The sequence below is a fragment of the uncultured Cohaesibacter sp. genome (assembly GCF_963556055.3).
Lineage (GTDB): Bacteria > Pseudomonadota > Alphaproteobacteria > Rhizobiales > Cohaesibacteraceae > Cohaesibacter.
Window position 1 is genome coordinate 1 of the sequence record NZ_CAUVYE020000020.1, and the last position, 24,896, is coordinate 24,896.

Annotated in this window: 20 protein-coding genes and 1 pseudogene; 14 read left to right on the plus strand and 7 right to left on the minus strand. The window is 53.9% G+C overall.

The window, feature by feature from the left end:
* A partial coding sequence (locus tag ACHZB8_RS13980) for a PQQ-binding-like beta-propeller repeat protein (RefSeq protein ID WP_316861211.1) occupies positions 1–1,166 on the plus strand: 1,166 nt, incomplete at its 5' end.
* A 214-nt stretch (positions 1,167–1,380) separates the two neighbouring features.
* Positions 1,381–2,835 (plus strand): ribosome biogenesis GTPase Der, encoded by a 1,455-nt coding sequence (gene der / locus ACHZB8_RS13985; RefSeq protein ID WP_316861213.1) that lies wholly within the window; start codon positions 1,381–1,383, stop codon positions 2,833–2,835.
* A gap of 55 nt (positions 2,836–2,890) precedes the next feature.
* Here der and ACHZB8_RS13990 read toward each other — a convergent pair.
* Positions 2,891–3,214 (minus strand): annotated as a pseudogene (locus ACHZB8_RS13990) (GFA family protein); the annotation flags it as partial.
* A 319-nt stretch (positions 3,215–3,533) separates the two neighbouring features.
* Between ACHZB8_RS13990 and ACHZB8_RS13995 the strand changes: the two are divergent.
* From ACHZB8_RS13995 to gltX, 3 genes are all read left to right on the plus strand, one after another.
* Positions 3,534–4,916 (plus strand): class II 3-deoxy-7-phosphoheptulonate synthase, encoded by a 1,383-nt coding sequence (locus tag ACHZB8_RS13995; RefSeq protein ID WP_316861215.1) that lies wholly within the window; start codon positions 3,534–3,536, stop codon positions 4,914–4,916.
* A 158-nt stretch (positions 4,917–5,074) separates the two neighbouring features.
* Positions 5,075–6,733 (plus strand): NAD+ synthase, encoded by a 1,659-nt coding sequence (locus tag ACHZB8_RS14000; RefSeq protein WP_316861217.1) that lies wholly within the window; start codon positions 5,075–5,077, stop codon positions 6,731–6,733.
* Between the two features lie 52 nt (positions 6,734–6,785).
* A complete protein-coding gene (gltX, locus tag ACHZB8_RS14005) occupies positions 6,786–8,126 on the plus strand; it encodes a glutamate--tRNA ligase (RefSeq protein WP_316861219.1) in 1,341 nt (446 codons plus the stop codon).
* Here gltX and ACHZB8_RS14010 read toward each other — a convergent pair.
* Entirely contained in the window at positions 8,089–9,258 is a 1,170-nt protein-coding gene (locus ACHZB8_RS14010; protein ID WP_316861221.1) for a DUF2865 domain-containing protein, read from the minus strand. The two genes, gltX and ACHZB8_RS14010, sit on opposite strands and share 38 nt — an antisense overlap.
* A gap of 378 nt (positions 9,259–9,636) precedes the next feature.
* On the opposite strand from ACHZB8_RS14010, the gene ACHZB8_RS14015 reads away from it, so the two are divergent.
* Both ACHZB8_RS14015 and ACHZB8_RS14020 read left to right on the plus strand, forming a co-directional pair.
* Complete coding sequence (locus tag ACHZB8_RS14015; RefSeq protein ID WP_316861223.1) at positions 9,637–10,119, plus strand: flavin reductase family protein; 483 nt, start codon at positions 9,637–9,639, stop codon at positions 10,117–10,119.
* A 162-nt stretch (positions 10,120–10,281) separates the two neighbouring features.
* Complete coding sequence (locus ACHZB8_RS14020; protein ID WP_316861225.1) at positions 10,282–10,791, plus strand: CreA family protein; 510 nt, start codon at positions 10,282–10,284, stop codon at positions 10,789–10,791.
* 14 nt (positions 10,792–10,805) lie between these two features.
* On the opposite strand, the gene ACHZB8_RS14025 is transcribed toward ACHZB8_RS14020, so the two are convergent.
* The 4 genes from ACHZB8_RS14025 to ACHZB8_RS14040 are packed head-to-tail and all read right to left on the minus strand — an operon-like array spanning position 10,806 to position 14,098.
* Positions 10,806–11,693, minus strand: a complete 888-nt coding sequence (locus ACHZB8_RS14025; protein ID WP_316861227.1) for an aminodeoxychorismate lyase — start codon at positions 11,691–11,693, stop codon at positions 10,806–10,808.
* On the minus strand, positions 11,683–12,258 hold the full coding sequence (locus tag ACHZB8_RS14030) for an aminodeoxychorismate/anthranilate synthase component II (protein WP_316861229.1): 576 nt from the start codon (positions 12,256–12,258) through the stop codon (positions 11,683–11,685). The genes ACHZB8_RS14025 and ACHZB8_RS14030 overlap by 11 nt, the downstream gene beginning before the upstream one ends.
* On the minus strand, positions 12,255–13,781 hold the full coding sequence (gene pabB, locus ACHZB8_RS14035) for an aminodeoxychorismate synthase component I (protein WP_316861231.1): 1,527 nt from the start codon (positions 13,779–13,781) through the stop codon (positions 12,255–12,257). The genes ACHZB8_RS14030 and pabB overlap by 4 nt, the downstream gene beginning before the upstream one ends.
* Positions 13,782–13,795: 14 nt before the next feature.
* Positions 13,796–14,098 carry a metalloregulator ArsR/SmtB family transcription factor gene (locus tag ACHZB8_RS14040; RefSeq protein WP_316861233.1) on the minus strand — a complete coding sequence of 101 codons (303 nt, stop codon included), beginning with the start codon at positions 14,096–14,098 and terminating at the stop codon, positions 13,796–13,798.
* A gap of 475 nt (positions 14,099–14,573) precedes the next feature.
* Here ACHZB8_RS14040 and ACHZB8_RS14045 point away from each other — a divergent pair, with 475 nt between their 5' ends.
* From ACHZB8_RS14045 to rarD, 4 genes are all read left to right on the plus strand, one after another.
* Positions 14,574–14,720, plus strand: a complete 147-nt coding sequence (locus ACHZB8_RS14045; protein WP_316861235.1) for a hypothetical protein — start codon at positions 14,574–14,576, stop codon at positions 14,718–14,720.
* Between the two features lie 301 nt (positions 14,721–15,021).
* Positions 15,022–16,422, plus strand: a complete 1,401-nt coding sequence (gene cysS, locus ACHZB8_RS14050; RefSeq protein WP_316861237.1) for a cysteine--tRNA ligase — start codon at positions 15,022–15,024, stop codon at positions 16,420–16,422.
* A 99-nt stretch (positions 16,423–16,521) separates the two neighbouring features.
* Positions 16,522–18,108, plus strand: a complete 1,587-nt coding sequence (gene cimA / locus ACHZB8_RS14055; protein ID WP_316861238.1) for a citramalate synthase — start codon at positions 16,522–16,524, stop codon at positions 18,106–18,108.
* A gap of 51 nt (positions 18,109–18,159) precedes the next feature.
* On the plus strand, positions 18,160–19,125 hold the full coding sequence (rarD, locus tag ACHZB8_RS14060) for an EamA family transporter RarD (RefSeq protein WP_316861240.1): 966 nt from the start codon (positions 18,160–18,162) through the stop codon (positions 19,123–19,125).
* A 3-nt stretch (positions 19,126–19,128) separates the two neighbouring features.
* Here the strand turns inward: rarD and ACHZB8_RS14065 are convergent, their stop codons facing one another.
* On the minus strand, positions 19,129–19,596 hold the full coding sequence (locus tag ACHZB8_RS14065; RefSeq protein WP_316861241.1) for a DMT family transporter: 468 nt from the start codon (positions 19,594–19,596) through the stop codon (positions 19,129–19,131).
* A gap of 767 nt (positions 19,597–20,363) precedes the next feature.
* Here ACHZB8_RS14065 and ACHZB8_RS14070 point away from each other — a divergent pair.
* The 3 genes from ACHZB8_RS14070 to ACHZB8_RS14080 all read left to right on the plus strand — a co-directional run bounded on the left by ACHZB8_RS14070 (position 20,364) and on the right by ACHZB8_RS14080 (position 24,708).
* Complete coding sequence (locus tag ACHZB8_RS14070) at positions 20,364–21,926, plus strand: LysM peptidoglycan-binding domain-containing protein (protein WP_316861242.1); 1,563 nt, start codon at positions 20,364–20,366, stop codon at positions 21,924–21,926.
* A gap of 336 nt (positions 21,927–22,262) precedes the next feature.
* Positions 22,263–22,685, plus strand: a complete 423-nt coding sequence (locus tag ACHZB8_RS14075; RefSeq protein WP_316861244.1) for a metalloregulator ArsR/SmtB family transcription factor — start codon at positions 22,263–22,265, stop codon at positions 22,683–22,685.
* A 76-nt stretch (positions 22,686–22,761) separates the two neighbouring features.
* Positions 22,762–24,708 carry an ABC transporter ATP-binding protein/permease gene (locus ACHZB8_RS14080; RefSeq protein WP_316861245.1) on the plus strand — a complete coding sequence of 649 codons (1,947 nt, stop codon included), beginning with the start codon at positions 22,762–22,764 and terminating at the stop codon, positions 24,706–24,708.
* Positions 24,709–24,896 lie beyond the last annotated feature (188 nt).

Genomic DNA, 24,896 nt, shown 5'->3' on the forward strand with positions numbered 1-24,896 from the left:
TCGAGGATACCTCTCCGGTTTCCATTTCGCCCGCAGTTGACTTCACATCCTGGGGACAGGCTGGTGGTCCCTTGACCAATAATCCTCCAAATGTGACGTTTGGTGGACAGGCAACGCGTATCTGGAGCGCCAATGCAGCCATTCAGGGGCGCGATTCCGATGAGCGAGCTGCTGCTCGTCCGGTCTCTGTTGCCGGTCGTGTTGCCGTCTACAGCCCGGACGGACAGGTCGCACTGTTCAATGCGTCCAATGGGGGGCGGCTCTGGTCGGTGTCTGTACGTCCGCAGAATGAAAAAGGCATCTCTCTTGGCGGTGCTGTGGCGATGGACAGTGCGCGGGTTTTTGCTGCGACCGGCTTTAGCGAACTGGTTGCACTTGATGCGGGCTCTGGTCGGCGCTTGTGGACCTATCAAATGGACGCTCCTGCCAGAGGTGCCCCGGTGGTTGCTGGCAATATCGTGCTGGGTGTTTCTGCCACCAATTCGCTGTTTGCGGTCAATGCTTCCGACGGTACGGAAATGTGGACGTTCGAGGGAATTCCTCAGGGAACCGGGTTGCTTGGCTCCGGTGCTCCGGCTGTCAGTGGCAATCGTGTGCTGTTTTCAGGCACATCGGGTGAACTGGTTGCGCTCAATCTGAAAGATGGTGAAATGGTTTGGTCCGACACCATTGCGCAAGGCAGTCGGCGGTTTGCCATTTCCGGTATTTCTTCGGTCGCCGGTGGTCCGGTTGTCTCCGATGGCGTTGCCTATGTCGCAAGCGTGGGTGGCAACATGATCGCTTTGCGGCTCAAGGATGGTGAGCGTTTGTGGAACCGGGCTTTGGGGTCTGTGAACGCACCGGCCGTTTCTGGCAACACGGTGTTCCTGCTGGATCTTGATGACCGTGCCGTAGCGCTCAATAGCAAGACCGGCAAAATTCGCTGGTCAAGCCAGTTGCCTTCGGTTAGAACCAAGAAAAAATCCACGAGCTGGGCAGGGCCGACCTTGGCCGGAAGCCGCTTGTGGTTCACTTCCAATGATGGAAAACTGGCGGCAGTCGATCCGAACAACGGGCAGATCGTGCTGACGCGGGATATCAAGGATCCTGTCTTCATCGCTCCGATCGCGGTGAGTGGACGCCTGATTACCCTTAGTGGTGCCGGACGTCTGGCGGCCTATCGCTAGGCTCGGGCTTTCCGTCACAACAGATTTTATCAATTGCCCCGGAGCTGTTTTGGCAGCTTCGGGGTTCTGTGCTATTTGGAGGGGTGACAGTGAAGCGGTCTTTCTGAATGATCGCTCTGTGCCTCTGATCCGCAATTTGATGGTGGCCAAGGCAGATGTTGACGATCTGCAATGAGGTTGCATAATCGGATTGCGATAGTTTGGACGAAGCGGAATGAAATTGAACGTGGCCATTGTGGGCCGACCCAATGTTGGCAAATCGACCTTGTTCAACCGTCTGGTTGGCAAGAAACTTGCGCTGGTCGATGATCGACCCGGAGTGACGAGAGACCGACGCGAGAGTGAAGCCAGACTTGGCGACATCACTCTGAATATCATTGATACAGCCGGTCTCGAAGTCGCTGAAGAGGATGCACTTGAAACGCGCATGAGGCTTCAGACAGAAGAAGCGATTGCGTTGGCCGATGTTGTGCTGTTCATGATGGATGCCCGCGCAGGCATCACGCCAATGGACGAACATTTCGCGGCGCTCGTGCGCAAGGCAGGAAAGCCGACCATATTGCTTGCCAACAAGTCCGAGGGGCGGGCGTCTGATGCTGGCTATTACGAGGCCTTTTCACTCGGTCTTGGCGAGCCAGTGCCACTTTCTGCCGAACATGGCATCGGTATGGCAGATCTTTATGAAGTACTCGTCAAATTTGACGATGCAAAGCGAGCCTCTCTCGGTTTGCCAATCGGAGCGGAAGACGAAGAGCTGCTTGAAGAGGATGATGGTCCTCTTGTCGATGTGGAGATTGAAGAGGATGACGAAAGCGAGACCCCTCTTTATGACCCGACCAAACCCTTGCGGGTTGCCATTGTTGGCCGCCCCAATGCCGGCAAGTCGACATTGATCAACCAGTTGATCGGGCAGGATCGCTTGCTGACGGGACCCGAAGCGGGGATCACGCGCGACTCCATTTCCGTCAATTGGGAATTTAGGGGCCGGAAATTCAAGCTGTTTGACACTGCGGGCATGCGGCGCAAGGCGCGTGTGCAGGAAAAGCTCGAAAAGCTGTCGGTTTCCGATGCCCTGCGCTCGATCCAGTTTGCCGAGGTCGTCGTCGTGACGCTCGACGTGACCAAGCCGTTCGAGAAGCAGGATTTGCAAATTGCCGATCTTATCGAGCGGGAAGGGCGGGCCATTGTCATCGCGCTCAATAAATGGGATCTTGTTGAAAATCCTCAGGAAACCCTGGCTGATCTGCGCGAGAAGGCGACCCGTTTGTTGCCGCAAATGCGCAATGTGCCGCTTATTCCGATTTCCGGGCTGACAGGCAAGAATATGGACCGGCTGATGCAGTCCATTCTCGACATCTATGAGATCTGGAACCGTCGTATCTCAACGGCCAAGCTGAACCGCTGGCTGGATGGAGCCACGCAGGGCCATCCGCCGCCTGCCGTTGGTGGGCGCCGCATCAAGATCCGCTATGCCACGCAGATCAAGACCCGTCCGCCGACCTTCGTGGTGATGTGTTCCCGGCCCGATGATCTTCCTGAAAGCTATGCTCGGTATCTGCTCAATGATCTGAGGGACAGCTTCAATATTCCTGCCGTACCTGTGCGCATGTTGATGCGCAAAGGCGACAATCCCTATGCGGCGAAGGCCGCAAAGCGGAAGATCCAATAGGTTTGAAGGCTTGATATCGATCCTGAGGGGGCGGGCAGGTGGGAAAGACATCCTGCTAAGTCCGTTCCTTTGCGTGGCTATTTATCGCGTCGGGGATCGTGGCCCATGGGACTTTGGATTGTGTCCAGATTTCACATCGAGGGTCAACGGCCTTGGGCTCGTCGAGTGATCCGGCATTGACATAGATAATGTTCGGATGGGCGGCCGAGGACAAATAGACAGGTGATCCGCATTCAGGACAGAAATAGCGGATCACTTCGTTTCCGCTCTCTCCCTTTTTGGCAAAGCCTTTGGCTGCACCTTGCACCATTTTGAAATCGTGTCGTTTCACCGGAAAACTGACGGCATAGGCACTGCCGGATGTTTTCCTGCAATCGGAGCAATGGCAATAGGTTGCGCCCGACTGGGGGGCGTAATTTCAAATCGAATGGTGCCACAAAGGCATCCGCCATTTGCCGGTTTGCTGGTCATTTATACATTCCTTGTCATCGAAACGAGAATTTGTTGGCATATCAAACGGGTAAAAGCTTCAATTCTAATACAAACGGATGTGGCATTGCAGCATTGAGATGTGTATAACTCCAATCGCCCGGCCCTGAGATGTTGATCCATTCCCTGGACATTGTCCATCGACATTCAGGGTTGGTTTTTTAGTATGGCCTTTCTTTTTGGCCAACAGCAAAGTGAAAGAGGATAAAATGAGCAAGACATGGACACCGGACAGCTGGCGATCCCTTCCGATCCAGCAGGTGCCGGATTATCCCGACGCCGAAGCAGTCAACGCTGTTGAAGGCAGGCTTGCAACCTATCCGCCTTTGGTCTTTGCTGGCGAGGCTCGCAGGTTGCGTAAGCAACTGGCGAGAGTTGCTGAGGGTAATGGTTTTCTGCTGCAAGGCGGCGATTGTGCCGAAAGCTTTGTGGAGCACCATCCCGACAATATTCGCGATTTCTTCCGCGTCTTCCTGCAAATGGCAGCCGTTTTGACCTATGCCGCCGCTTCTCCGGTGGTCAAGGTCGGCCGCATTGCTGGTCAGTTCGCCAAGCCGCGTTCCTCGCCGACAGAGACTGTTGACGGTGTGGAACTGCCAAGCTATCGCGGCGACATCATCAACGACACGGGCTTTAGCGAAGAGTCTCGCATCCCGGATCCAAACCGTATGGAGATGGCCTATCGCCAGTCTGCGGCGACCCTTAATCTGTTGCGCGCATTTGCTCAGGGTGGCTTTGCCAATCTCGATCATGTGCATCGCTGGACAATGGATTTCCTCAAGGACAGCCCGCAAGAATCCCGTTACAGGGAACTGGCTGACCGGATCACCGAAACTCTCGGTTTCATGCGTGCCTGCGGTATCGATCCCTCTCATACCGAAGCCTTGCGGTCGACTGATTTCTTCACCTCTCACGAAGCTTTGCTGCTTGGCTATGAAGAGGCCTTCACACGGGTCGATTCAACGACCGGTTTGCATTATGCAACCTCTGGCCACATGCTCTGGATTGGTGACAGAACCCGTCAGATCGATCATGCACATGTGGAGTTCTTCCGCGGCATCGAAAACCCGATCGGGCTCAAATGTGGGCCGAGCCTTTCTCCTGACGAGCTTCTGCGTCTGATCGATGTGCTCAATCCTGAGAATGAAGCCGGTCGCCTGACGCTGATCACGCGCTTTGGTGCCGACAAGGTGTTTGATCACCTGCCTGGTCTGGTCAAGGCCGTCAAGCGGGAGGGCTACAAGGTCATCTGGTCCTGTGATCCGATGCATGGCAACGTGGTCAAGGCCAACAATGGCTATAAAACGCGTCCATTCGAGCGCATTCTGAAAGAAGTCGAAAGCTTCTTTGCCGTGCATAATTCGGAAGGTACCTATCCGGGTGGTGTGCATGTCGAAATGACCGGCAAGAATGTGACCGAATGCACAGGTGGTGCTCATGCCATCACCGAGGATGATTTGACAGATCGTTATCATACGGTTTGCGATCCGCGTTTGAATGCCGATCAAGCTCTGGAACTGGCGTTCCTCATTGCTGACAATATCAAAAAAGAGCGTGTCAGCCGTCAGGCTCATGACAAGATCGTGCCCTGATCGAGAGTAACGGATTACAATCAACAAGCAGCCCGGCCATGCGCCGGGCTTTTTGTTGCAGATTGCATTGGATTCTTGACTCTGTTGCCTTTATATCTCTGCACAAGAGCGTGTAAGCTCTTCCTCTCTCATTGAAATTGGCACAACAGGATCAAGCCGTGACCGACAGACTCGTTTTCAGCCTTGCGCAACTCAATCCCCATTTGGGTGATATCGCAGGAAATGCCGAAAAGGCACGCGCCGCACATAAGGTGGCACAGGCACAAGAGGCCGATTGTCTTGTCTTGAGTGAGCTTTTCATTTCCGGATACCCGCCGGAAGATCTGGTGCTCAAACCCGCTTTTCAGGAAGCCTGCCGAATGGCAGTCGAAGAGCTGGCCGTCATAACCGAAGGGGATGCGCCGGCGATTCTCATCGGGACGCCATGGGTTCATGATGATAATCTCTATAATGCGGTCTGTCTGCTCGACAATGGCGAAGTTCAGGCAGTGCGCTTCAAGGCGGATCTTCCCAATTACGGGGTGTTTGACGAGAAACGCATTTTTGCCGCAGGTCCGATGCCCGGCCCGATTAATTTGCGCGGTGTGGCGGTTGGTGTGCCGATTTGCGAAGATATCTGGGATGTCGAGGTTTGCGAATGTCTGGCAGAGACCGGGGCTGAGATGCTTGTGGTGCCCAACGGATCACCGTTCAATATCGACAAGTGGGATACGCGACAGCAAGTGGCCATTCAGCGCGTCGTCGAAACCGAACTGCCGCTCGTCTATCTCAATCAGGTCGGTGGTCAGGATGAGTTGGTGTTTGACGGAGCTTCTTTTGCGCTGAATGCCGACCGCTCTCTTGCGATGCAGATGCCGGGATTCGTCGAGGATCAGCAGATCGTGACAGCGGAGCGTGGCGAACATGGCTGGACCCTTTCGGGCGAGATCGAGCCGCTGATGGATCGGGATGCCAGCGCCTGGAGCGCTTGCGTGCTCGGTCTCAGGGATTATGTCAACAAGAACCGCTTTCCTGGTGTTGTTCTGGGCCTGTCCGGCGGGATTGATTCTGCCATTTGTGCCGCCTTGTCGGTTGATGCCTTGGGGGCGGATCGGGTGCATTGTGTCATGCTTCCCTATCGCTACACATCAGAGGCAAGCCTAAAAGATGCTGCTGATTGTGCCAAGGCGCTGGGTGTGCGCTATGACATCGTCGATATTGCCGAACCTGTTGAAGGCTTCGCGCACGCACTTTCGGATCTGTTCGCGGGCACCGAGGCCGGTGTGACGGAAGAGAATTTGCAATCCCGCGCACGCGGCACGATCCTGATGGCCATTTCCAACAAGTTTGGCAATATGGTTGTGACCACTGGCAACAAATCCGAAATGTCGGTGGGCTATGCGACCCTTTATGGCGACATGAATGGTGGCTTCAACCCGATCAAGGATCTTTACAAGATGCAGGTCTATCATCTGGCGGCATGGCGTAATGAGAATGTACCGCATGGGGTGATGGGGCCGGGGGGTGAGGTGATTCCTGCCAACATCATTTCCAAGGCACCGACGGCGGAACTGCGCGAAAATCAGACCGATCAGGACAGCTTGCCCGAATATCCCGTTCTTGACGATATTCTGGAATGTCTGGTCGAGAATGAAATGAGCATCGATGAGATTGTCGAGCGTGGCCATGACATCGCTGTGGTGAGACGGATCGAGCATTTGCTCTATATAGCGGAATACAAGCGGCGACAATCCGCTCCGGGCGTCAAGCTGAGCGAGAAGAATTTTGGTCGCGATCGCCGCTATCCGATTACCAATGCGTTCCGCGACAGGGACTAGAGGGTTTCGTCGCAAGCCCTCGTGACAGAGATTTTCAAAGGAAGACAGCCCTATGGCCGAAGTCGTTCGTTTCGCCCCGTCACCGACGGGAAATATTCATATTGGCAATGCGCGTCCTGCGCTGATTAACTGGCTTGTCGCGATGAAGACCGGAGGCCAATTCATTCTGCGATATGATGACACCGACGCGGAGCGTTCGCGGACGGAATATGCCGAGAATATTGCCGAGGATCTCGCATGGCTCGGGGTCAAACCGGATCGGGTTGAGTGGCAGTCCAAGCGTATGGGGCTTTACGATACGGTTGCCAACAAACTGAGGGAAATGGGTCGGCTTTACGCCTGTTATGAAACACCGGACGAACTTGACCGGAAACGCAAACGCCAGCGCGCGCGCGGCTTGCCGCCGGTCTATGATCGAGCTGCGCTTACCTTGACCGATGATCAGATTGCGGCCTATGAGGCAGAGGGCAGAAAGCCCCATTGGCGTTTCATGCTCGATCAGAAAACGATCTCATGGCAAGACGGAGTGCGCGGCGACCAGAGTATTGAATGCGACAGTGTTTCAGACCCGGTGCTGATCCGTGAAGATGGCACCTATCTTTATACCTTGCCCTCGGTGATCGATGATATCGATATGGGGGTTACGATGGTTATTCGTGGGGATGATCATGTGACCAACACGGCGGTTCAGATTCAGCTGTTTGAGTTGCTGTCTGGAAAAAGCCCGAAATTTGCTCATCATAACCTCATCATCAATGCGAGCGGTGAGGGGTTGTCGAAACGCCTTGGGTCCTTGTCGATCCGAACCATGCGAGAGGAAGGCTATGAGCCTTTGTCCGTTGCGATTTTTGCGGTGCTCAACGGCACCTCGGATCCTGTGCAGCCGCTTGCCGACATGAATGCTCTTGCCGATCTGTTCGCTCTTGATAAGGTGTCGCGGTCCTCTTCCAAATTCGATATGGCCGATCTTGGACATCTGAATGCACGTATTCTGCATGAGACCGAATTTGACGCCGTTTCCGATCGCCTTGCGTCACTTGGCGTTGAAGGGGGCGATGTCTTCTGGCTTGCGGTCCGGGGCAATATCGAGCGCTTTCCCGAGGCCAGGGAGTGGTGGGATATTGCAAGCAACGGCCTTGGCGCCGATGCGGTTGAAAAATCAGCGGAAGATGCGGATTTCTATGCCAAGGCAACTGAGCTTTTGCCCAGAGAGCCATGGGATGAAACAACATGGAAAAGCTGGACGAGTGCTCTCAAGGCCGAAACGGGACGGAAGGGCAAAGGGCTTTTCATGCCACTGCGTGTGGCCCTTACCGGACGCTCTCACGGCCCGGAACTGGCGGCCTTCCTGCCAATCATTGGGTACCAAAGAAGCGTGGACCGACTATCCTGATCGAGCGGCCGTCAGCTGTCTGAACGGAGTTGCTGTCCTTGCTGACCTCCGGTGGCCGGTAGGGCTCGAAAGCCATGCCCAGCCGTTGCATTGCCAAGGTATCGGGGTCGAGCATGGCCGCCTGTTTGGGCAGCGGCAGGGGGATCGTTGAACCCGGCAAAGCCTGCTCCTGACTGTCTGTCATGTCTTGCGCAGGCAAGGAGGGGGGCGCAGCTATGCCGGCAGTCGGATCCGTGTTCCAATCTGTGCCCATTCCGGTATCGGTGTCGGAGTTGGTGAGGGCTTGCAGTTGGCTCGCCGGGACCTGACAGGAACAGCCCTGCACATATTCCTTCTGATAGAGAAAGGCGGTTTCCAAAGCCGTATAGGGCTGGCCGGAAAGCGAGACCATGTCGTCTGTGGTTTCGCCCGGATTTCTGTAGACATAGAGTTCCGCATTGCCGCCGGGACAGCTTGTTTCACAAGCCTGGGCATCACGCTGGAAGCTGCTTTCGGTTGTTGCAAAGCTGACCGGGAAAAAGAAGCCGTCGCAGGCGCGCACGCAGACCGTACGATAGGTTCCGATTTCCGGAATGTCATAGTCTTTCAAGCCATATTCACGCACGGAATAGCGGCTGTTGGAGTTGAACAATGTGCCAAAGATGCCTCGGCGCTGACGGGGCTGCCTGATCTGGGAGAATTGTTCATATTGATCACCGCAGTTGGCCTGCGCGAGTTTGGAGAGCAATTCTGCCTTCAGAGGGCCCGTTTCGCTTGGTGGAGGGGTGAAACGACTTCTCTTCTTTTCAAGGCTTTCGAGATTTTTCTCCATTTTATCGATGCGTTTGAGCAACGCCGGGCAGGTTGCCTTTTCCTTGCGGCGAAACAGGAAGACACGCCCTCCATAGCAGCCATCTCTCTTGGCGCGTGTTTTGGCGCTGTCGATTTCCGAAAGTTGCTTATGGTAGGCGGCATCATATTTCTTGAAATTCTGGCTGGAGCCTGAATTGCTTGTCCTTTGCAGTCGGGCCAATTCGCCTTCGAGCTGTGCGCAATATTGGGCATTGGATGACCAACTCGTTTGAGCTTTCAACGGACTCGATGCCAATAGGGACATGGCAACAAGTCCGACAATATGCGCGCAGCTTTTCATAGTCAGGTTCCGAAGTTTTTCTCAATCAGAGATCTGATTGTCAGTCTTTTGGCAGCGTCTCTTTGGCAAACACAAGAATCGCGTGCGAAGGATATCAAACTTGCTCGCATACAATCACCCCAGATTGGGGCAAAAGTTTAGTCAATTCTTGATAAAGGGCGGGAAAGGACTTCAATTTGATGTCTTCAAACCGGCGGATGTTAAAAACTGTCCCCCTGTTAGGCGCCTCCACTGAGTCATGGCTTGGCTGGCATTGCTTCAATTTTCCTGTTCTTTCTTGCCGAATTCATATAAGACACCCACGAACTCCGGATGTGCGGCGAAAGCCAGCCTTGCATCCACTCGTTGAACCGATATTGCCAGGGAACCGGATAAAAAATGATTGATGCAGCAGACTATCGCCGCGCACTCGGCCAGTTTGCAACGGGGATTGCCGTTGTGACAACGATGGATGGGAGCGATCAACCGTGCGGACTGACCGTCGACAGTTTCAATTCGGTCTCACTCGATCCACCGCTCGTGCTTTGGTCGCTGGACAAGCGATCCGGCCAGCTCGATGCGTTCTGTTCCAGCGGTTTCTATGGGGTCAACATCCTTGCCAAGGAGCAGGTGGACATTTCCAATCTGTTTGCCGGACTGTCAGATGACCGCTTCTCAAAGGTGGATTGGGAACAAGGGGAAACAGGCGCTCCGCTTTTCAAGGATGCGCTGGTTTGTCTTGATTGCAAGACCGAAACGATTATTGAGGGTGGTGATCACTTGATCCTTCTGGGGCGCGTTGTCTCCATTGGGGCGAAAGAGGGCGAGCCGCTTCTTTATTATGCCGGAGGCTATCGCGAACTCGCACCTTCAGATGCGTGAAGGCGCCTGAAAAGATCCGAACTGTCTTCAGTCGCTTTGCTTTACTCGTAATCGCGTTTGGTCTTCCTATATCTGTTTGGTAAGAGAAAACTCAAATTTGAAATCTGGCCGTTTGCATGGTCTCATATCGTGCAAGCTGTCTGTAGAAAACAGGAATTGATTATGCTTCGTATTCTATTGGCTGCAAGCCTGGCGCTGGCTGCGAGCCTGCCGACTGCTCAGGCCAGTGACGACCCGGAACTGATTTTCAAAAAGTCAACCGTCTGGAAATTGCTGACCCCGGACCACAAATTGGCGACCTATGCGATTGATGATCCCATCATCGACGGCGTCGCCTGCCATTTTACTGTGCCGGAAAAGGGTGGCATATCGGGCATGCTGGGCGTGGCTGAGGAAGTCTCGGATGTTTCTCTTGCGTGCCGTCAGGTTGGCCCTGTGGTCTTCAAGGAAAAGTTCGAGCAAGGTGATGAAATGTTCCGTCAGCGCCGTTCGCTCTTTTTCAAGAAGACGCGAATCGTGCGCGGTTGCGATAAGACCCGCAATGTGCTGGTCTATCTGATCTATTCGGACAAGCTGATCGAGGGGAGCCCGAAAAACTCGACCTCGACCGTGCCAATCATGCCATGGGGTGAGCATGGCGCTCCGCGCTGTGAGGATTGGCTGGACAAGTAGTTCTGGTCAGGACTTCATGTTAGTGAGACGCGGGTCTGCTTTTCTATCTCGTCTCTCATGCGCTGTTGCAGGCAACCGATGGCCTTGTTTCTGGAGGGGTCATAGGGATGGCTGTCAAGGCGGGAGACACGCCGGATGATGCGAAGGCTGTTGGTCATGATCAGACCATCAGCCTTTTTCAATTCCTGCGGTGTCAGGGATGCGGTCTTGACCCGGAAGCCCCATTCCGGTGCGAGTGTCAGCAAATTCTGGCGCAGGATACCGGGAAGGCAACCATCCGAACAAGGGGGGGTTACGAGCAGATCATCATAGAGGGCGAAGAGGTTGCCAATGGTGCTGCAAGCCACATTTCCGCTTGTGTTGAGCATCAGGGCATCGTCTGCCTTGCTCTGGCCAGCTTGTCTGGCGGCAAGGATATTGTCCAGATATGTGAGGCTTTTGATCTGTGATGTCGGGGAGGTTTCATTGCGCCGGATCGTGCTGGTGACAAGGGACATCTCCTCGAAGGCCAGCCTTTCGGGCAATGGGGTCAGGGTCGCAAGCACGGTTGGTTTCGGCATGTCGGGGGGCAGAAGCCCGCGCCCGCCAGATCCGCGGCTGATCGTGAAGCGCAGAATGGCGTTTTGCCCGGCACTCTCTTTGCACATCTGCACAAGCATTTCGTCGATCAGGACTTCGTTAAGTGGCAAGCCGATCCATTTTGCAGCCCTTCTGAGGCGCGCTAAATGCTCCGGCCACCAGAGCGGATGCCCGCCAAGGATTGGCAAGGTTTCAAACAGACCGTCTCCAAGCAGGAAGCCACGGTCTGTGACGGAAAGCCGGGGGGCTGCGTCCCCTTCGTCCTGATAGAGACTGCCATTGAGGCTGACCGCGATCATTTTGCTTTCCCGTTTATGAGGCATGAGCTTGCTCCAGAAAATTGTGCAACAAGGTTTGCCCGTTCGGAGTGAGGATCGACTCTGGATGAAATTGCACGCCTACTGTCAGATGGGCAAGATGGCGGATTGCCATGATCTCGCCATCCTCAGAATAGGCTGTGGCGTGTAGACAATCGGGCAGGGACGTCTTTGCAATGACCAGCGAGTGATAGCGTGCCACGCTCATGGGCTGAGGCATATCATGGAATATCCCGTCTCGGGTGTGGGTTACAAGGCTGGCCCGCCCATGCATCGGTTCTTGTGCGTGAATGATGTCTGCACCAAATGCCTTGCCGATTGCCTGATGGCCAAGGCATACGCCGAGAATGGGAATTTCGCCTGAAAAGCTCTTAACCAGATCGACCATGATCCCCGCCTCTTCGGGTCTGCCCGGACCGGGGGAGAGGATAATCGCATCGGGGCCAAGCTTGCCAATATCTTCCAATTCCAATGCGTCGTTTCGGAAGACGGCAACCGGATAGCCCAACTCTTCGCAATAGCGGGCCAGATTGAAGACAAACGAGTCGTAGTTATCAAGGATGAGAATCATCGGCTCTTGTCATCCTCTTGCCTTGCTTTCTCGACGGGAGCTTCTTCCAGACTTTCTCTTTCGGCTTCTGCCGATGTTCCGAATCCCTTGAAGATGGCGGCTGCCTTGTGCAGGCATTCTTCATATTCTGTTGCCGGGTCTGACAGAATCGTGATGCCGCCTCCCACATTGAAATGAATCATGTTGTCTTTGAATGTTGCGGTGCGGATCGCGATGTTGGTGTCCATGGCACCGTTCAAACCAATATAACCTATGGAGCCGCAATAGACATTTCGGGGTAGGTCTTCCAGTTCGGTGATGATTTCCATGGCGCGGATCTTTGGAGCGCCGGTGATCGAGCCTCCGGGAAAGCTCGCGCCCAAAAGTGCGACCGCTCCAAGCCCCTTTTTCATCTCTCCGGTTACGGTGGAAACCAGATGATGAACCGCTGCGTAGCTCTCCAGAGCGCAGACTTGTGGCTCCTTTATGGTTCCCGGCAGGCAAACACGGGAGAGATCGTTGCGCATCAGATCCGTGATCATGATATTCTCGGCGCGATCTTTCTCGCTGTTTTCGAGGGCTTTCGCAGAGGCTTCGTCTTGCACTTTATCCGACAAATTTCGCGGGGCTGTGCCTTTGATCGGTCTTGTTTCAACCCGACCCTTTGCATCAAGCGTTATGAAGCGTTCCGGTGAGCTTGAAGCGACGGCATGGTCTTTGAAATTCAGAAAGGCGGCAAAGGGGGCCGGGTTATTCTTGCGCAAGGATTGGTAATAGGCGAGCGGCGTTGCCGTCGAAACGTTCGGTCTAGGTGCAGAGAAACGCTGTGTGATATTGGCCTGAAAGATATCGCCTTCACGGATATGGTCTTGCGTTCGCGCTATTGCCTGCTCGAAGTTCTTTCGAGAGAAATTGGATCGCCAGCGCGTGACAGGTGGTGGAGAGGAAAGGCGTTTGCCTGTGTTTTTTGCTTGCTCCAATTGATCTCGGAACCAGACAAGCCTTTGTTCTGCATGGTTTTGTCGTTCTTTGCCTTCACACGGCCAGCCGGAGGAGAATATCCAGGCTTTTGCCAAGCCGTTGTTTTGACACTCGTCAGGAAAGTGATCAATGGCGAGCACCAAATCATAAAAGGGCAACAGGATGTCGTGACTCTTGTGTAACTCCTGACCCGTTTCGGGCAGGCGCTCAAGCAAACGTCCTGCCTCATAGGCCAGATACCCCATCGCTCCCCCTTGAAAGGGAGGGAGTGATCCCTCTGCGGTTGCCAATCTGAAAGCGTTCAGCTTCTTTTGCAGGGCCGGGAAGGGCGCGTCGGGTAGCTCGGTGTCATCCCAATAGGCCTTGCCGTCTGTTACTCTGAAAGTCGCGAATGGGGAAAAGGCGAGATAGGAATACCGCCCCAGCCTTCTTGATGGCAAGGCGCTATCAAGAAAGGCGAGCATGGGCATGTCAGCAAGTGCAGGCAGCAGATGCACCGGATCTGTGAAAGGCACTTTCTGAAAGAGCGGAGCAATCGGCTTTTCGCTGTTGCTGGCGATCATGGGCGCATGCAGGATCAGACGTTACAGAAGCTTTTATAGAGGACTGCAAGGACTTCTTCGACCATGGGGCTGGCCAAAGAATAATAGATGGTGGTGCCGTCGCGGCGGGTGGAGACGATGTTCTGGGCCCGCATGAGGGCCATATGCTGGGAAACTGTCGTCATTCTCAGGCCGGTTTTCTCGGCGAGTGTCCCCACATTCTGCTCTCCCCCAATCAATTGACAAAGGATCAAAAGCCGTGGGCCTGATGCTAGAAGTTTCAGGAAGCTTGCCGCTTCCTCCGCATTTTGTTCGAGATTCTGGAAATTCATTGTCATTCTTTTTGCTCGGCTCGGTCTTTGACAAACGGCTCGGGGAACCAGATTGTTTCAAACGCGGAACAAAAATACCCGATCTGAGTGATTTGAGATCGGGATTCCCGCGCGTTATCGGCACTATATCGTTTGTCCCGAATTAGTGAAGCCATATTGTTGCAACATGGGAAACGTTTCAATTGAAATTTCGATTTTTGGCAAAAATGGAATGACGAGATGTCAAAGCTGACAATCCTTGGGTTGTTTTTTACCACCGAAAGGGAGGAAAAGCGGGGATTTCATCTTATCGGTGAGACTCAAAATGGAAAAGCTCCTGGCAGATTTCTGTCAGGAGCTTCCATGCGGCAAAGATTGGGTGCGACTGGTTCAAGGCATAATGCCTTTGGGATGGGTTCTTTGCCGTATTCCTTTGCCCTTGGTCTGGGCCGCGTTCGCGACAAGGGCGTTTGTTGGATCCAACATAGGAGATTCGATCTGAATGAAGACTGAGGTTGTCATTCATTGGAAGTTCATCTTGATGAACAGGCATCTTGATCAATGGACGAGAAAGCCGACTGGTCCGGGGCTGATTTTCGGAGATGATGTCCCCCCTCTCATGAAGAGCCTTGATCTTTTTGCCGGGTAAAGTCCCGCAAATCGCACAAAGAGCGGAAAAGAGCGGTTGACGTTGCTGGTCATTTTGGTCATTGTGACGCCCATGAAAACGGATCGTCTTATCAACTGCTGCATTATTGGCTTGATTATTATCCACTAGCAACTTGCTGGCTGGAGCCGTTTCGCTCATCCCTCGAAAATATGAAACGATTTCCGGCTGCGGGCTTCTTGTGCGGTTGCGCGACGGTTTGACGCTTTTGTGTTTAGAAAGCGCGAAGTTTTTGCATCTAGGGTGTTTGCCGACAGGCAATTAGGAAATTGGGAACAGGTCGATGACCAAAAAGACTGAAGACGTTCAGTTGTCGCTTTACAACACACTGACGAAACAAAAAGAAATTTTCAAACCAATTGATGCTGACAATGTTCGCATGTATGTCTGCGGACCAACGGTTTACGACACCGCCCATATCGGCAACGCCCGGCCGGTGGTGGTGTTCGATATGCTGTTTCGACTGCTGCGCCACCTTTATGGTGCAGATCACGTCACCTATGTGCGCAACATCACCGACGTTGACGACAAGATCAACGCGCGGGCGGCGGAACGCGGCATTTCCATTCGCGAGCTGACCGACGAGACGACAGCACGCTATCATGCGGATATGGACGCGCTTGGTGCCATGCGGCCAACGATCGAGCCAAGGGCAACCGAGCATATCGAGGACATGCTCAAGATGATCGGCACCCTGATCGACAAGGGGCATGCCTATGCTGCCGAGGGTCATGTGCTTTTTGCTGTCGATAGCATGAAGAACTATGGCGAGCTTTCAGGGCGTTCCGTTGATGACATGATTGCAGGCGCGCGCGTTGAAGTGGCTCCCTATAAACGCAATCCGATGGATTTCGTGCTCTGGAAACCCTCGAAGGAAGGTGAACCGCGCTGGCCGTCGCCATGGGGTGAGGGGCGTCCCGGCTGGCATATCGAATGCTCCGCGATGAGTGAAAAGCATCTTGGCGAGTTGTTTGATATTCATGGCGGGGGCATTGATCTGACCTTCCCTCATCATGAAAACGAGATTGCCCAGTCCTGCTGTACCCATGGCAATGACCGAATGGCAAATGTCTGGATGCACAACGGTTTTGTCCAGGTCGAGGGAGAGAAAATGTCCAAGTCGCTTGGCAATTTCACGACCGTGCATGACCTGATCGACCATTATCCCGGCGAAGCGATCCGGCTTGCCTTGCTGACCACCCATTATGCAAAGCCGTTCAACTGGACAGCGGACGGTGTCAAGGAAGCCAAGAAAACGCTGGATCAGTGGTATGCCCTGACCGCAGACGTAGAGGCTTCCGAACCGGATGCTGCTGTTGTGGCGGCGCTGTCGGATGATCTCAACACGCCAAAGGCAATTGCCGAGTTGCACGGTCTGCGGAGCAAGGCGCAGGGCGGAGACAAGGCCGCAGCGGCTTCACTCAAGGCCTCGCTGCAACAATTGATCGGTGTTCTGGGGCAGGATCCTGAAGAATGGGCCAATTGGCGCGCTGCTTCGGCCGGTGACGTTGATGACGCAGCGATACAGGCGCTCGTTGATGAACGGCTGGAGGCCCGCAACAACAAGGATTTCGCAAAATCTGACGAATTGCGCGACAAGCTCGCCGAGATGGGCGTTTCGCTCAAAGATAGCAAGAACAAGGAAACCGGCTTGTTCGAAACAACCTGGAGCCTCGATATCTAGAGGCCATAACCCCGCAAGGGCCCGTGAGGGCCTTTGTTTCCATCTTGTCGGCACAAGTCGACGCAAACGCATACCCTTTGCCATACAGGACCAGAAGTCATGACAAAAGAGCGTCTTTATCTTTTTGATACAACCCTCAGAGACGGTGCCCAGACCAGCGGTCTCGATTTTAGCGTTGAAGACAAGATTTTGATTGCCGACATTCTGGATAAGCTTGGCGTGGATTATGTCGAAGGGGGATATCCCGGTGCCAATCCGACAGATGATGTGTTCTTTTCGGAAAAGCGCACAAATGAGGCCACTTTTACCGCGTTTGGCATGACAAAGCGGGCGGGGCGGTCGGTGGAGAATGATCCCGGCGTCCAGGCGCTGCTGAACTCGTCCGCCGATGCCATCTGCTTTGTTGCCAAAAGCTGGGACTATCACGTTGAAGTGGCCCTTCAATGCAGCAATGAAGACAATCTTGAAGGCATTTCGGACTCGGTCAAGGCCGCGATTGCGGTGGGTAAAGTTGCCATGGTCGATTGCGAGCATTTCTTTGATGGCTACAAGGCAAATCGCGACTATGCGCTCGCCTGCGTTAAAACCGCCTATGAAGCCGGTGCTCGTTGGGTTGTTCTCTGCGACACAAATGGCGGAACACTGCCACATGAGATACACGACATCGTAAGTGACGTCATAAGCCATGTTCCGGGTGACCACCTCGGCATTCATGCTCACAACGATACCGAGCAGGCAGTGGCCAATTCACTGGCGGCGGTGCGTGCCGGCGTGCGTCAGGTTCAGGGTACGCTCAATGGTATTGGTGAGCGCTGCGGCAATGCCAACCTGATTTCCCTAATTCCTACGTTGAAGCTGAAACCTGAATTCTTTCAGGCGTTTGAGATTGGTGTCAATGACAAGGCGCTTGGGAAGCTGACCGCCATTTCTCGCCAATTCGACGAGTTGCTGAACAAGGCTCCCAACCGGCATCAACCCTATGTGGGGGCAAGTGCCTTTGCCACCAAGGCTGGCATTCATGCGTCTGCCATTCTCAAGGATCCCCAGACTTATGAGCATATCGAGCCGGAAAAAGTGGGTAACCATCGCCGCGTTCTGGTGTCCAATCAGGCCGGGTTGTCAAACCTGATCGACGAACTCCAACGCATGGACATTGAAGTGGAGAAGGCCGATCCACGCCTTGTCGACCTGCTTGCCATCGTCAAGGAGAGGGAAGCCGAGGGCTATGCCTATGAGGGGGCCGGGGCATCGCTTGAACTGCTCGCCCGGCGTCATCTGGGGTCTGTTCCAACCTATTTTACGGTTGAGAGCTTCCGGGTTGGCGTGGAGCGTCGCCACAATGCCCGTGGTGAACTGATCACGCTTTCCGAGGCTGTGGTCAAGGTGATCATCGATGGCGAGCGACACATGTCGGTGGCAGAAGGGGCTGGCCCCGTCAACGCGCTTGACATTGCCTTGCGCAAGGACCTGGGGCGCTTGCAGGACAAGATAGAAGATCTCGAACTGGTCGACTATAAGGTTCGAATCCTCAACGGCGGCACGGGAGCGATCACACGCGTTTTGATCGAAAGCCGGGACGGGATGGGTCATCGCTGGTTTACAGTCGGCGTTTCGGAGAATATTGTCGATGCATCCTTCCAGGCTTTGCTCGATTCCATAACCTATAAGCTATTGAAATTCTCCTGATCCAGACGATCTGTTGCCCCTCATCGGCCAACAGATGAGAAATGAGGCAACATGAGCCAGAAAAGTGAGCTGGGCAGCTCCACGCCTGTCGACGCAATGTTGGAGACTGCTCAGACCGCACCGGCGGACGAGACGCGTGCCGGTCTTTTGCTGGCTGCTGCGGCTTATGGATTCTGGGGGCTGTTTCCTCTGTATTTCATCATGCTTGCCCATGTGCCTGCACTGGAAGTGGTTGCCAACAGGATATTCTGGTCGCTGGTCTTGATGAGCTTCTGGTTTCTTTTGCGGGGGCGACTGGGAGAGGTTTGGGCAACGCTCAAACAGCCAAGGATCGTGCTTGTGCTGGTGCTTACCGGTGTTCTGGTCAGCGGAAACTGGCTGACTTATGTCTGGGCCGTTGGTCATGGCTATGCGACGGAGGCAAGCCTTGGTTATTTCATCGTGCCGATGTTCAACGTTGCCACGGGATATCTGTTGCTGTCTGAACGGCTATCACGGTTGCAAATGGTCGCGATTGTGCTTGCCGTGGCTGCGATCATGGTTCAATTGCTCTTGCTGGGCACTGTCCCTGTGGTGTCATTGCTGGTTGCCTTCACGTTCGGATGTTATGGCTATCTGCGCAAGATATTGCCCGTTGGGGCCAATCTGGGGCTGCTTGTCGAATTGATTGCCATCACGCCGTTTGCGCTCGGCTACATTGTCTATTTGCAGGCGATGGGTGTCGGTCATCTGGGGTTTTCCGACTTGGGCACGACATCCTTGTTGGTCATTACAGGTGTGATCACGTCCCTGCCATTGATCTGGTTTTCTGCGGCTGCAAAAAGGCTCAATCTGGCAACGGTTGGCATCATGCAATATATCAATCCCAGCATACAGTTCCTGATTGCCGTGTTCTTGCTGCATGAGGCTGTATCTCCCAGCAAGATGATCACATTTGCCCTGATCTGGCTTTCCGTTGCGGTCTATTCCTACGATGCTGTCATCGAAATCCGCCGCAAAAAGGCGCGCCGGTCATAGTCTTCAATCATTTCTTGGCATGATCAGCAGCCAGATTGCTCCGGCAAAAAGAACGAGACCAAGCAGGCGGCGCCAATCGATGGATTGCGGGGTCTGGCCGGTCCAGCCGAAATGCTCTGCTATCAGGGAGACGCCCATCTGGCCGAATATGACAATGGCCGCAGCTGCTGCCGGACTGACCCTTGAAAAGGCGAAGGCAGAGCCGGAAACGATGATGACACCAGCGGCACCCCCCAGAAACATCTGAAAGATGCGTATCCCGTCAAGATGTGCAATCACCAACTGACCCGAGCCGTAAAACAGGGCAAGCAGGCACACCGCAATCAGTCCACCTGCGAAATACATGACAAGACCGGTGCTGACGGCATTGTCGGCAAGGCTGATGCGTGCTGCGAGAATCGCCTGAAACCCGATGACTGCACCGACGATCAGTGCGGTGGCTACCCCAAATAGTGAAAAGTGATTCATCATGCTCGGTCTGTTTGTCCGTTCGTTCTGATAAGCTTGCAAACTCTAGTTATCTGACATCAAGGCTGCAACATGGGTGTGGATATATTTTACTCATGAGACAATGGGCAATTGCCCTTATCAATCCGAGTGATATCCACCAACGCCCTTCCTTCTTGCCCGATCCTGTTGTGATCAAGGAAAACTGGAAGGGGCTCTGTCGCTCTAGCGGATGAAGCTCATGATTTGAAGCGGAAATATTTTTTTAAAAACCGAGTAAATGCCCGCGATGGAATGAGTAACTATCTTTGTACTTGTATTATATCGGTTTTTACTTCTGGGCTGTTTGAGCTTTTGGCCAGAAAGATCAAACTGCCAGACACGTTCATTTTCTTAGGAGACCGTTTTTTGCATTGATGTCGACATCAAGTTCTTCGCTTTCCCGGTGTCGGCATGTTTTTGGAGCCTTTCCCGAATTCAGTCGCTTCCGTATGTCATTTCGTTGTGACATTCATGCAAGGCCCCGGCTCTCTGCTCGGGGTCAAAAATGCGCGTGGCCTTGTTAAGGCCTTAAAAAAAGGTTAGGAATTACTCAAGAGAGCCGAGAATCTTATGATTTTCGATTAGTTAAGTGCATCAAAATGTTACAGCCCTTGACGACAATCAGAGGGAAGACCGACTGAGCCGAATTTTGCTTTGTTGCGGTTGTATTCTCGGTTTGAAAGCGTTGATGGCTATGCCATGAGCCGGGGTGGTCCTGGCGACAGGCACAACTGAAGTGTGGTAGAAGAATGAAAGCTGCTGCTCCGTTTATCGCTGCTATTGGCGGTGTTGTCATTGCTGTGCTGGTCGGGGTCGCCGTGTTTGGCGACAAGATTGGACTTGGGAATGTTGCCTCTGTTCTTAATGATCGCGTTTCAGATGTCACCTCCTTCATCGTACCTCCCAAAGAGCCGGTAACCGAGGTCAAGGGTCAGGATGCATCCGCTTCCGAAAGCAAGACACCGGTGACTGCGGCAGATCCTGCATCACAGAAAGGCAGCGCCGATAACGCGCCGACCTTCGATATCGTGCGGGTCGAGCCGGATGGCAATACGCTGGTTGCGGGACGGGCCAGTCCGGGCTGGACCGTGGAGTTGAAGAACGGATCCGCGATATTGTCCAAGGCGGTTGCTGATGCCAATGGCGAATGGGTCATGGTGCTTAACGATCCTCTTGGGGAAGGGGTGTCTGACCTGTCTCTTTCCGCACAGTCCAAGGATGGCGGAGACCCTGTGGTTTCGCCGAGCTCCGTTTCTGTTGCTCTGTCCAAGGAAGGCGAGGGCGAATTGCTGGTGGTCGAAAGCACGCCGGGCGAGGCTTCGAAAGTTCTCGCCAGCATAACCCCGGCAACCGAGACGCCAGTTACTGATGAGGGTCAAACTGTTGCAACCAACGTGGGCGCAGATCAGGCCTCAGGCAGTGCCGATGCGAGCAAACCGGAAGTCATGCAGGTGGCCCAGGTTGAAGTGCCCAAGGATCCGATTGCCAAACCGGCAGGCAACGAAGCAAGCGCACCCGCAGCTAATCCGGTCGTGACGTCGCCTCAGGATACGGTCTCGAGTTCTGATCAAGCGAATGCAGCGGTGGAAACACCGAGCGTTCCGGTCGCAAAGGAAAACACCGTTGCTCAGACCGGCGATCCGGCCGAAACTAAAGTTGCCATTGCAAAAGCTTCGGAAGATCCGAAACCGGTCATCATGGTCGAACGAAGTGTTTCGATCGAGGCTGTTGAAATTGAAGGGGATACTCTGTTCGTTGCCGGGGCAGCCGAACCGGCGGGCTCTCTTTTGCGTCTTTATGTCGATAATGATCAAATCGCTAGCAGCCGCAGTGGTGAGACCGGGCGTTTCCTGTTTGATGACACCTTGACGCTGGCAACCGGAGATCACGTGGCTCGCGTCGATTTGCTTGATCCCGTCAATGGAACGGTGCTTAAACGGGCAGAGGTTTCCTTTGCCAAACAGAGCACGTCAGTTCAGACCGTCGATGCAAGCGGTACGCTTGGCGACAAATATCAGCGCGGTGTAAGTGCTTCGGCCACATCCGGTCCGGTCAGTACCCAGAAAGTGATTATCCGGCGTGGCGACAATCTTTGGACCATTGCCCGACGTGTCTATGGAGCGGGGATTCGCTTCTCGACCATTTACGATAATAACAGCGATCAGATTCGGGATCCGCATTGGATCTATCCCGGACAGGTGTTCGAGTTGCCGCGGGGTGAGGATGGTTGGGAGAATAATTTCGAGTCAATCGAAAGCCCCAGTCTTGACGCGGGTAAACAGGGTAAGACTGCTGAATCTGTGGCAGGATAGGATCCTGTTGCTTTCTTGGAGCAGATCAGAAGCCCGGACATTGCGCTCCGGGCTTTTCATTGTGCACTCAAAACAGCATGAAGACAGTTGACTGGCAGTCCGAAGGGGCTGGTACGCGCAAGGGGCAAGAACTGCGAGAGAAGAATGGCTGCTTTTCGGTAATCATCGGGATTGTCAGTTTTCTTTGATCGGAATCTGTGTTAATCGTAAAAATACGATAAAAGGCAAGCCTGCCTCGTGAAGCCCAGAGCGAAGCCCATTTCGCGAAAATTTCGCATTCATGGTGACAATGCACCGCCGGACTATTCCCTGTCTTGGGAATGCCAGGTTTCTATCATGAACGTGCTTTCGCGCAACGGTCTGGATCGCGATCCGGGGGGGGGCGCTATGGAGGGCCTTGTGGCCAGTGAAAAAGAAAATCACGCCTGCTGCTCGTCTTCGTCCGATCTGAAATGTTGTGATGAACACGCCCAGTTGGCGCAGGCCTACAAGACGCTTGGACATCCTGCGCGACTTGCCATCCTGCTCAAGCTCAGCAAACAGAGCAAGTCTTGCTGTGGTGATATCTGTTCAGGCTTGCCGCTTGCCCAGTCAACGGTTTCCCAGCATCTCAAGGTGCTGCGCGAAAGCGGCTTCATCACGCTGGAAGCTGCCGGGCAGCAATCCCGTTATCGTGTGAATACTGAGAAGCTCGCCGAGTTTCTGGATCAAAGCCATGTGTTCTTTGATCACCTTAGCAAGACAATCGAAGTGGATTGAATGCAAATCTGACCTATTTGTTTTGCCATTTCTCGATTTTGACCAATAAAACAGGACCAAGCAGGACCGATATTCAATGAGAAAATTGCCTTCAAACGCTCAGGCGCATAGCTCGGGACGCCCCAAGGTGGACGCCGAAGCGTCCGCTTTTCAGACATTGCGTAATTTGTGGCCCTACATCTGGCCATCGGACCGGCCCGATCTCAAGTCGCGTGTGGCGTTGGCCCTTGTCGTTCTGACGCTGGGTAAGGTTGTCAATGTGCTGACACCCTATTTCTTCAAGTGGGCGACGGATTCCCTGTCCTCTCCGACCGGCAGTGAGGTGCAACCTCTTGCCGATACAGGGACGGTCTCAACCTGGGCCAGTCTTGCCGTGATGCTGGTCGCAGCGTATGGGGTGGCGCGGATAACCAACGTGGCTTTCGACCAGATGCGCGATGCGCTCTTTGCTCGGGTTGGGCAGCATGCCGTGCGCAACCTCTCCTACAAGACGTTTCAGCATATGCATGACCTGTCCTTGCGGTTCCATCTGCAAAGACATACCGGTGGGCTGTCGCGCATTATCGAGCGGGGAAACCGCGCCATTGAAGCGGTTGTCAGACATACGATTCTGCATGCCGTGCCGACCCTGTTGCAGTTTCTCTTCATGGCTGCGGTCATCGCTTATCAGTTTGAAATCAAATATGTGGTGATCGTCATCGTGATGATCACCCTTTATGTGGTCTTCACCATCCGGGTTACGACCTGGCGTATCGATATCCGCAGAAAGATGAACGAGTCAGACAATGATGCCAACTCAAAGGCCGTGGACAGTCTGCTCAACTATGAGACCGTAAAATATTTCGGCAATGAAGCGTTGGAAACGGAGCGGTATGACCGCTCGCTGGCGGTCTATCAAAAAGCGGCAATCACGACATGGGTGTCTCTGGCCTGGCTCAATTTCGGTCAGGCAGCCATTTTCTCAACCGGCATGGCTCTTTGCATGGGGCTTTCGGCGATGGGAGTCCTGAATGGAACCCAGACGGTAGGCGACTTTGTTCTGATCAATGCGCTTTTGATGCAGCTGTCCATGCCGCTCAACTTTTTCGGGTCCATGCATCGCGAAATCAAACAGGGACTTGTCGATCTGGAATCCATGTTCGAACTCATGCGGCAACCTGCCGAAGTGATCGACAAGTCCGCTGCCGCGCCTTTGGCGGTTTCTGGGGGCGCAATCCGGTTTGACAATGTGCGGTTCCATTATGATGTCGAGCGCCCGATCTTGAATGGTGTCAGCTTTGATGTTCCTGCGGGCAAAACGGTCGCAATTGTTGGGCCGTCCGGTGCTGGCAAATCGACAATATCCCGATTGCTCTTCCGCTTCTACGATGTTTGTGACGGGGCGATTACCATCGACGGGCAGGATCTGCGCGATGTGCAACAGCTCAGCCTGCGTCAACATATCGGCATGGTGCCGCAGGATACGGTGCTGTTCAATGACACGATGCTCTACAATATCGGTTATGGCCGCCCTGAAGCCTCTCGCGAAGATATCGAGGAAGCGGCCCGTCTTGCGCAATTGTCAGATTTCGTGAAGACCTTGCCCAAGGGCTTCGATACGGAAGTCGGAGAGCGCGGCTTGAAGCTTTCAGGGGGTGAAAAGCAACGAGTGGCAATTGCCAGGACAATCCTCAAGGCTCCGCCAATTCTGGTGCTGGATGAGGCGACGTCCGCACTTGATAGCCATACCGAGCAGGAAATCCAGTCAGCTCTTGATGAGGTTTCGCAAAACAGGACGACGCTTGTGATTGCGCACCGGCTCTCAACCGTAATCGGTGCCGATGAAATCATTGTGCTCGAGGCGGGCAAGATTCGTGAGCGCGGGCGTCATGCCGATCTGTTGGCTGAGGGCGGGCTCTATGCTTCCATGTGGGATCGACAGCGCGAAGCCAGTGAGGCCCAGGAACGTCTTCGCAAAGCTGTTGAAGGAGATTTGCAAGGTTTCCTTCCGCAACAGGATCATGAGAGAGAGCCTGCCGAATAATGTGAGTCTAGGTTATGGAACCTAAATTCTGATTTGGAAGAGTGTTTCAAAAATGACGCAGTCCGCAGGGATGGAATTATTGTCCTCGCGGGCTGCGAATTTGATTCAAGCCTTCGCTCTAAATGACTGGTTTTGGATTCAAAAACGCTCTGGTCTGTAAGGCGTTCGGGTGCAATCTGGCCGAGTCT

Excerpts from the sequence above, each read along its gene's own strand:
- cysS (WP_316861237.1), top strand. The coding sequence starts at position 15,022 with ATGACCAAAAAGACTGAAGACGTTCAGTTGTCGCTTTACAACACACTG.
- ACHZB8_RS14025 (WP_316861227.1), bottom strand. The coding sequence starts at position 11,693 with ATGCCTCATAAACGGGAAAGCAAAATGATCGCGGTCAGCCTCAATGGC.
- pabB (WP_316861231.1), bottom strand. The coding sequence starts at position 13,781 with ATGATCGCCAGCAACAGCGAAAAGCCGATTGCTCCGCTCTTTCAGAAA.
- ACHZB8_RS14070 (WP_316861242.1), top strand. The coding sequence starts at position 20,364 with ATGAAAGCTGCTGCTCCGTTTATCGCTGCTATTGGCGGTGTTGTCATT.
- ACHZB8_RS14040 (WP_316861233.1), bottom strand. The coding sequence starts at position 14,098 with ATGACAATGAATTTCCAGAATCTCGAACAAAATGCGGAGGAAGCGGCA.
- ACHZB8_RS13995 (WP_316861215.1), top strand. The coding sequence starts at position 3,534 with ATGAGCAAGACATGGACACCGGACAGCTGGCGATCCCTTCCGATCCAG.
- cimA (WP_316861238.1), top strand. The coding sequence starts at position 16,522 with ATGACAAAAGAGCGTCTTTATCTTTTTGATACAACCCTCAGAGACGGT.
- ACHZB8_RS14010 (WP_316861221.1), bottom strand. The coding sequence starts at position 9,258 with ATGAAAAGCTGCGCGCATATTGTCGGACTTGTTGCCATGTCCCTATTG.
- ACHZB8_RS14075 (WP_316861244.1), top strand. The coding sequence starts at position 22,263 with ATGAACGTGCTTTCGCGCAACGGTCTGGATCGCGATCCGGGGGGGGGC.
- ACHZB8_RS14065 (WP_316861241.1), bottom strand. The coding sequence starts at position 19,596 with ATGATGAATCACTTTTCACTATTTGGGGTAGCCACCGCACTGATCGTC.
- rarD (WP_316861240.1), top strand. The coding sequence starts at position 18,160 with ATGAGCCAGAAAAGTGAGCTGGGCAGCTCCACGCCTGTCGACGCAATG.
- gltX (WP_316861219.1), top strand. The coding sequence starts at position 6,786 with ATGGCCGAAGTCGTTCGTTTCGCCCCGTCACCGACGGGAAATATTCAT.
- ACHZB8_RS14030 (WP_316861229.1), bottom strand. The coding sequence starts at position 12,258 with ATGATTCTCATCCTTGATAACTACGACTCGTTTGTCTTCAATCTGGCC.
- der (WP_316861213.1), top strand. The coding sequence starts at position 1,381 with ATGAAATTGAACGTGGCCATTGTGGGCCGACCCAATGTTGGCAAATCG.
- ACHZB8_RS14045 (WP_316861235.1), top strand. The coding sequence starts at position 14,574 with ATGAAGACTGAGGTTGTCATTCATTGGAAGTTCATCTTGATGAACAGG.
- ACHZB8_RS14015 (WP_316861223.1), top strand. The coding sequence starts at position 9,637 with ATGATTGATGCAGCAGACTATCGCCGCGCACTCGGCCAGTTTGCAACG.
- ACHZB8_RS14080 (WP_316861245.1), top strand. The coding sequence starts at position 22,762 with ATGAGAAAATTGCCTTCAAACGCTCAGGCGCATAGCTCGGGACGCCCC.
- ACHZB8_RS14020 (WP_316861225.1), top strand. The coding sequence starts at position 10,282 with ATGCTTCGTATTCTATTGGCTGCAAGCCTGGCGCTGGCTGCGAGCCTG.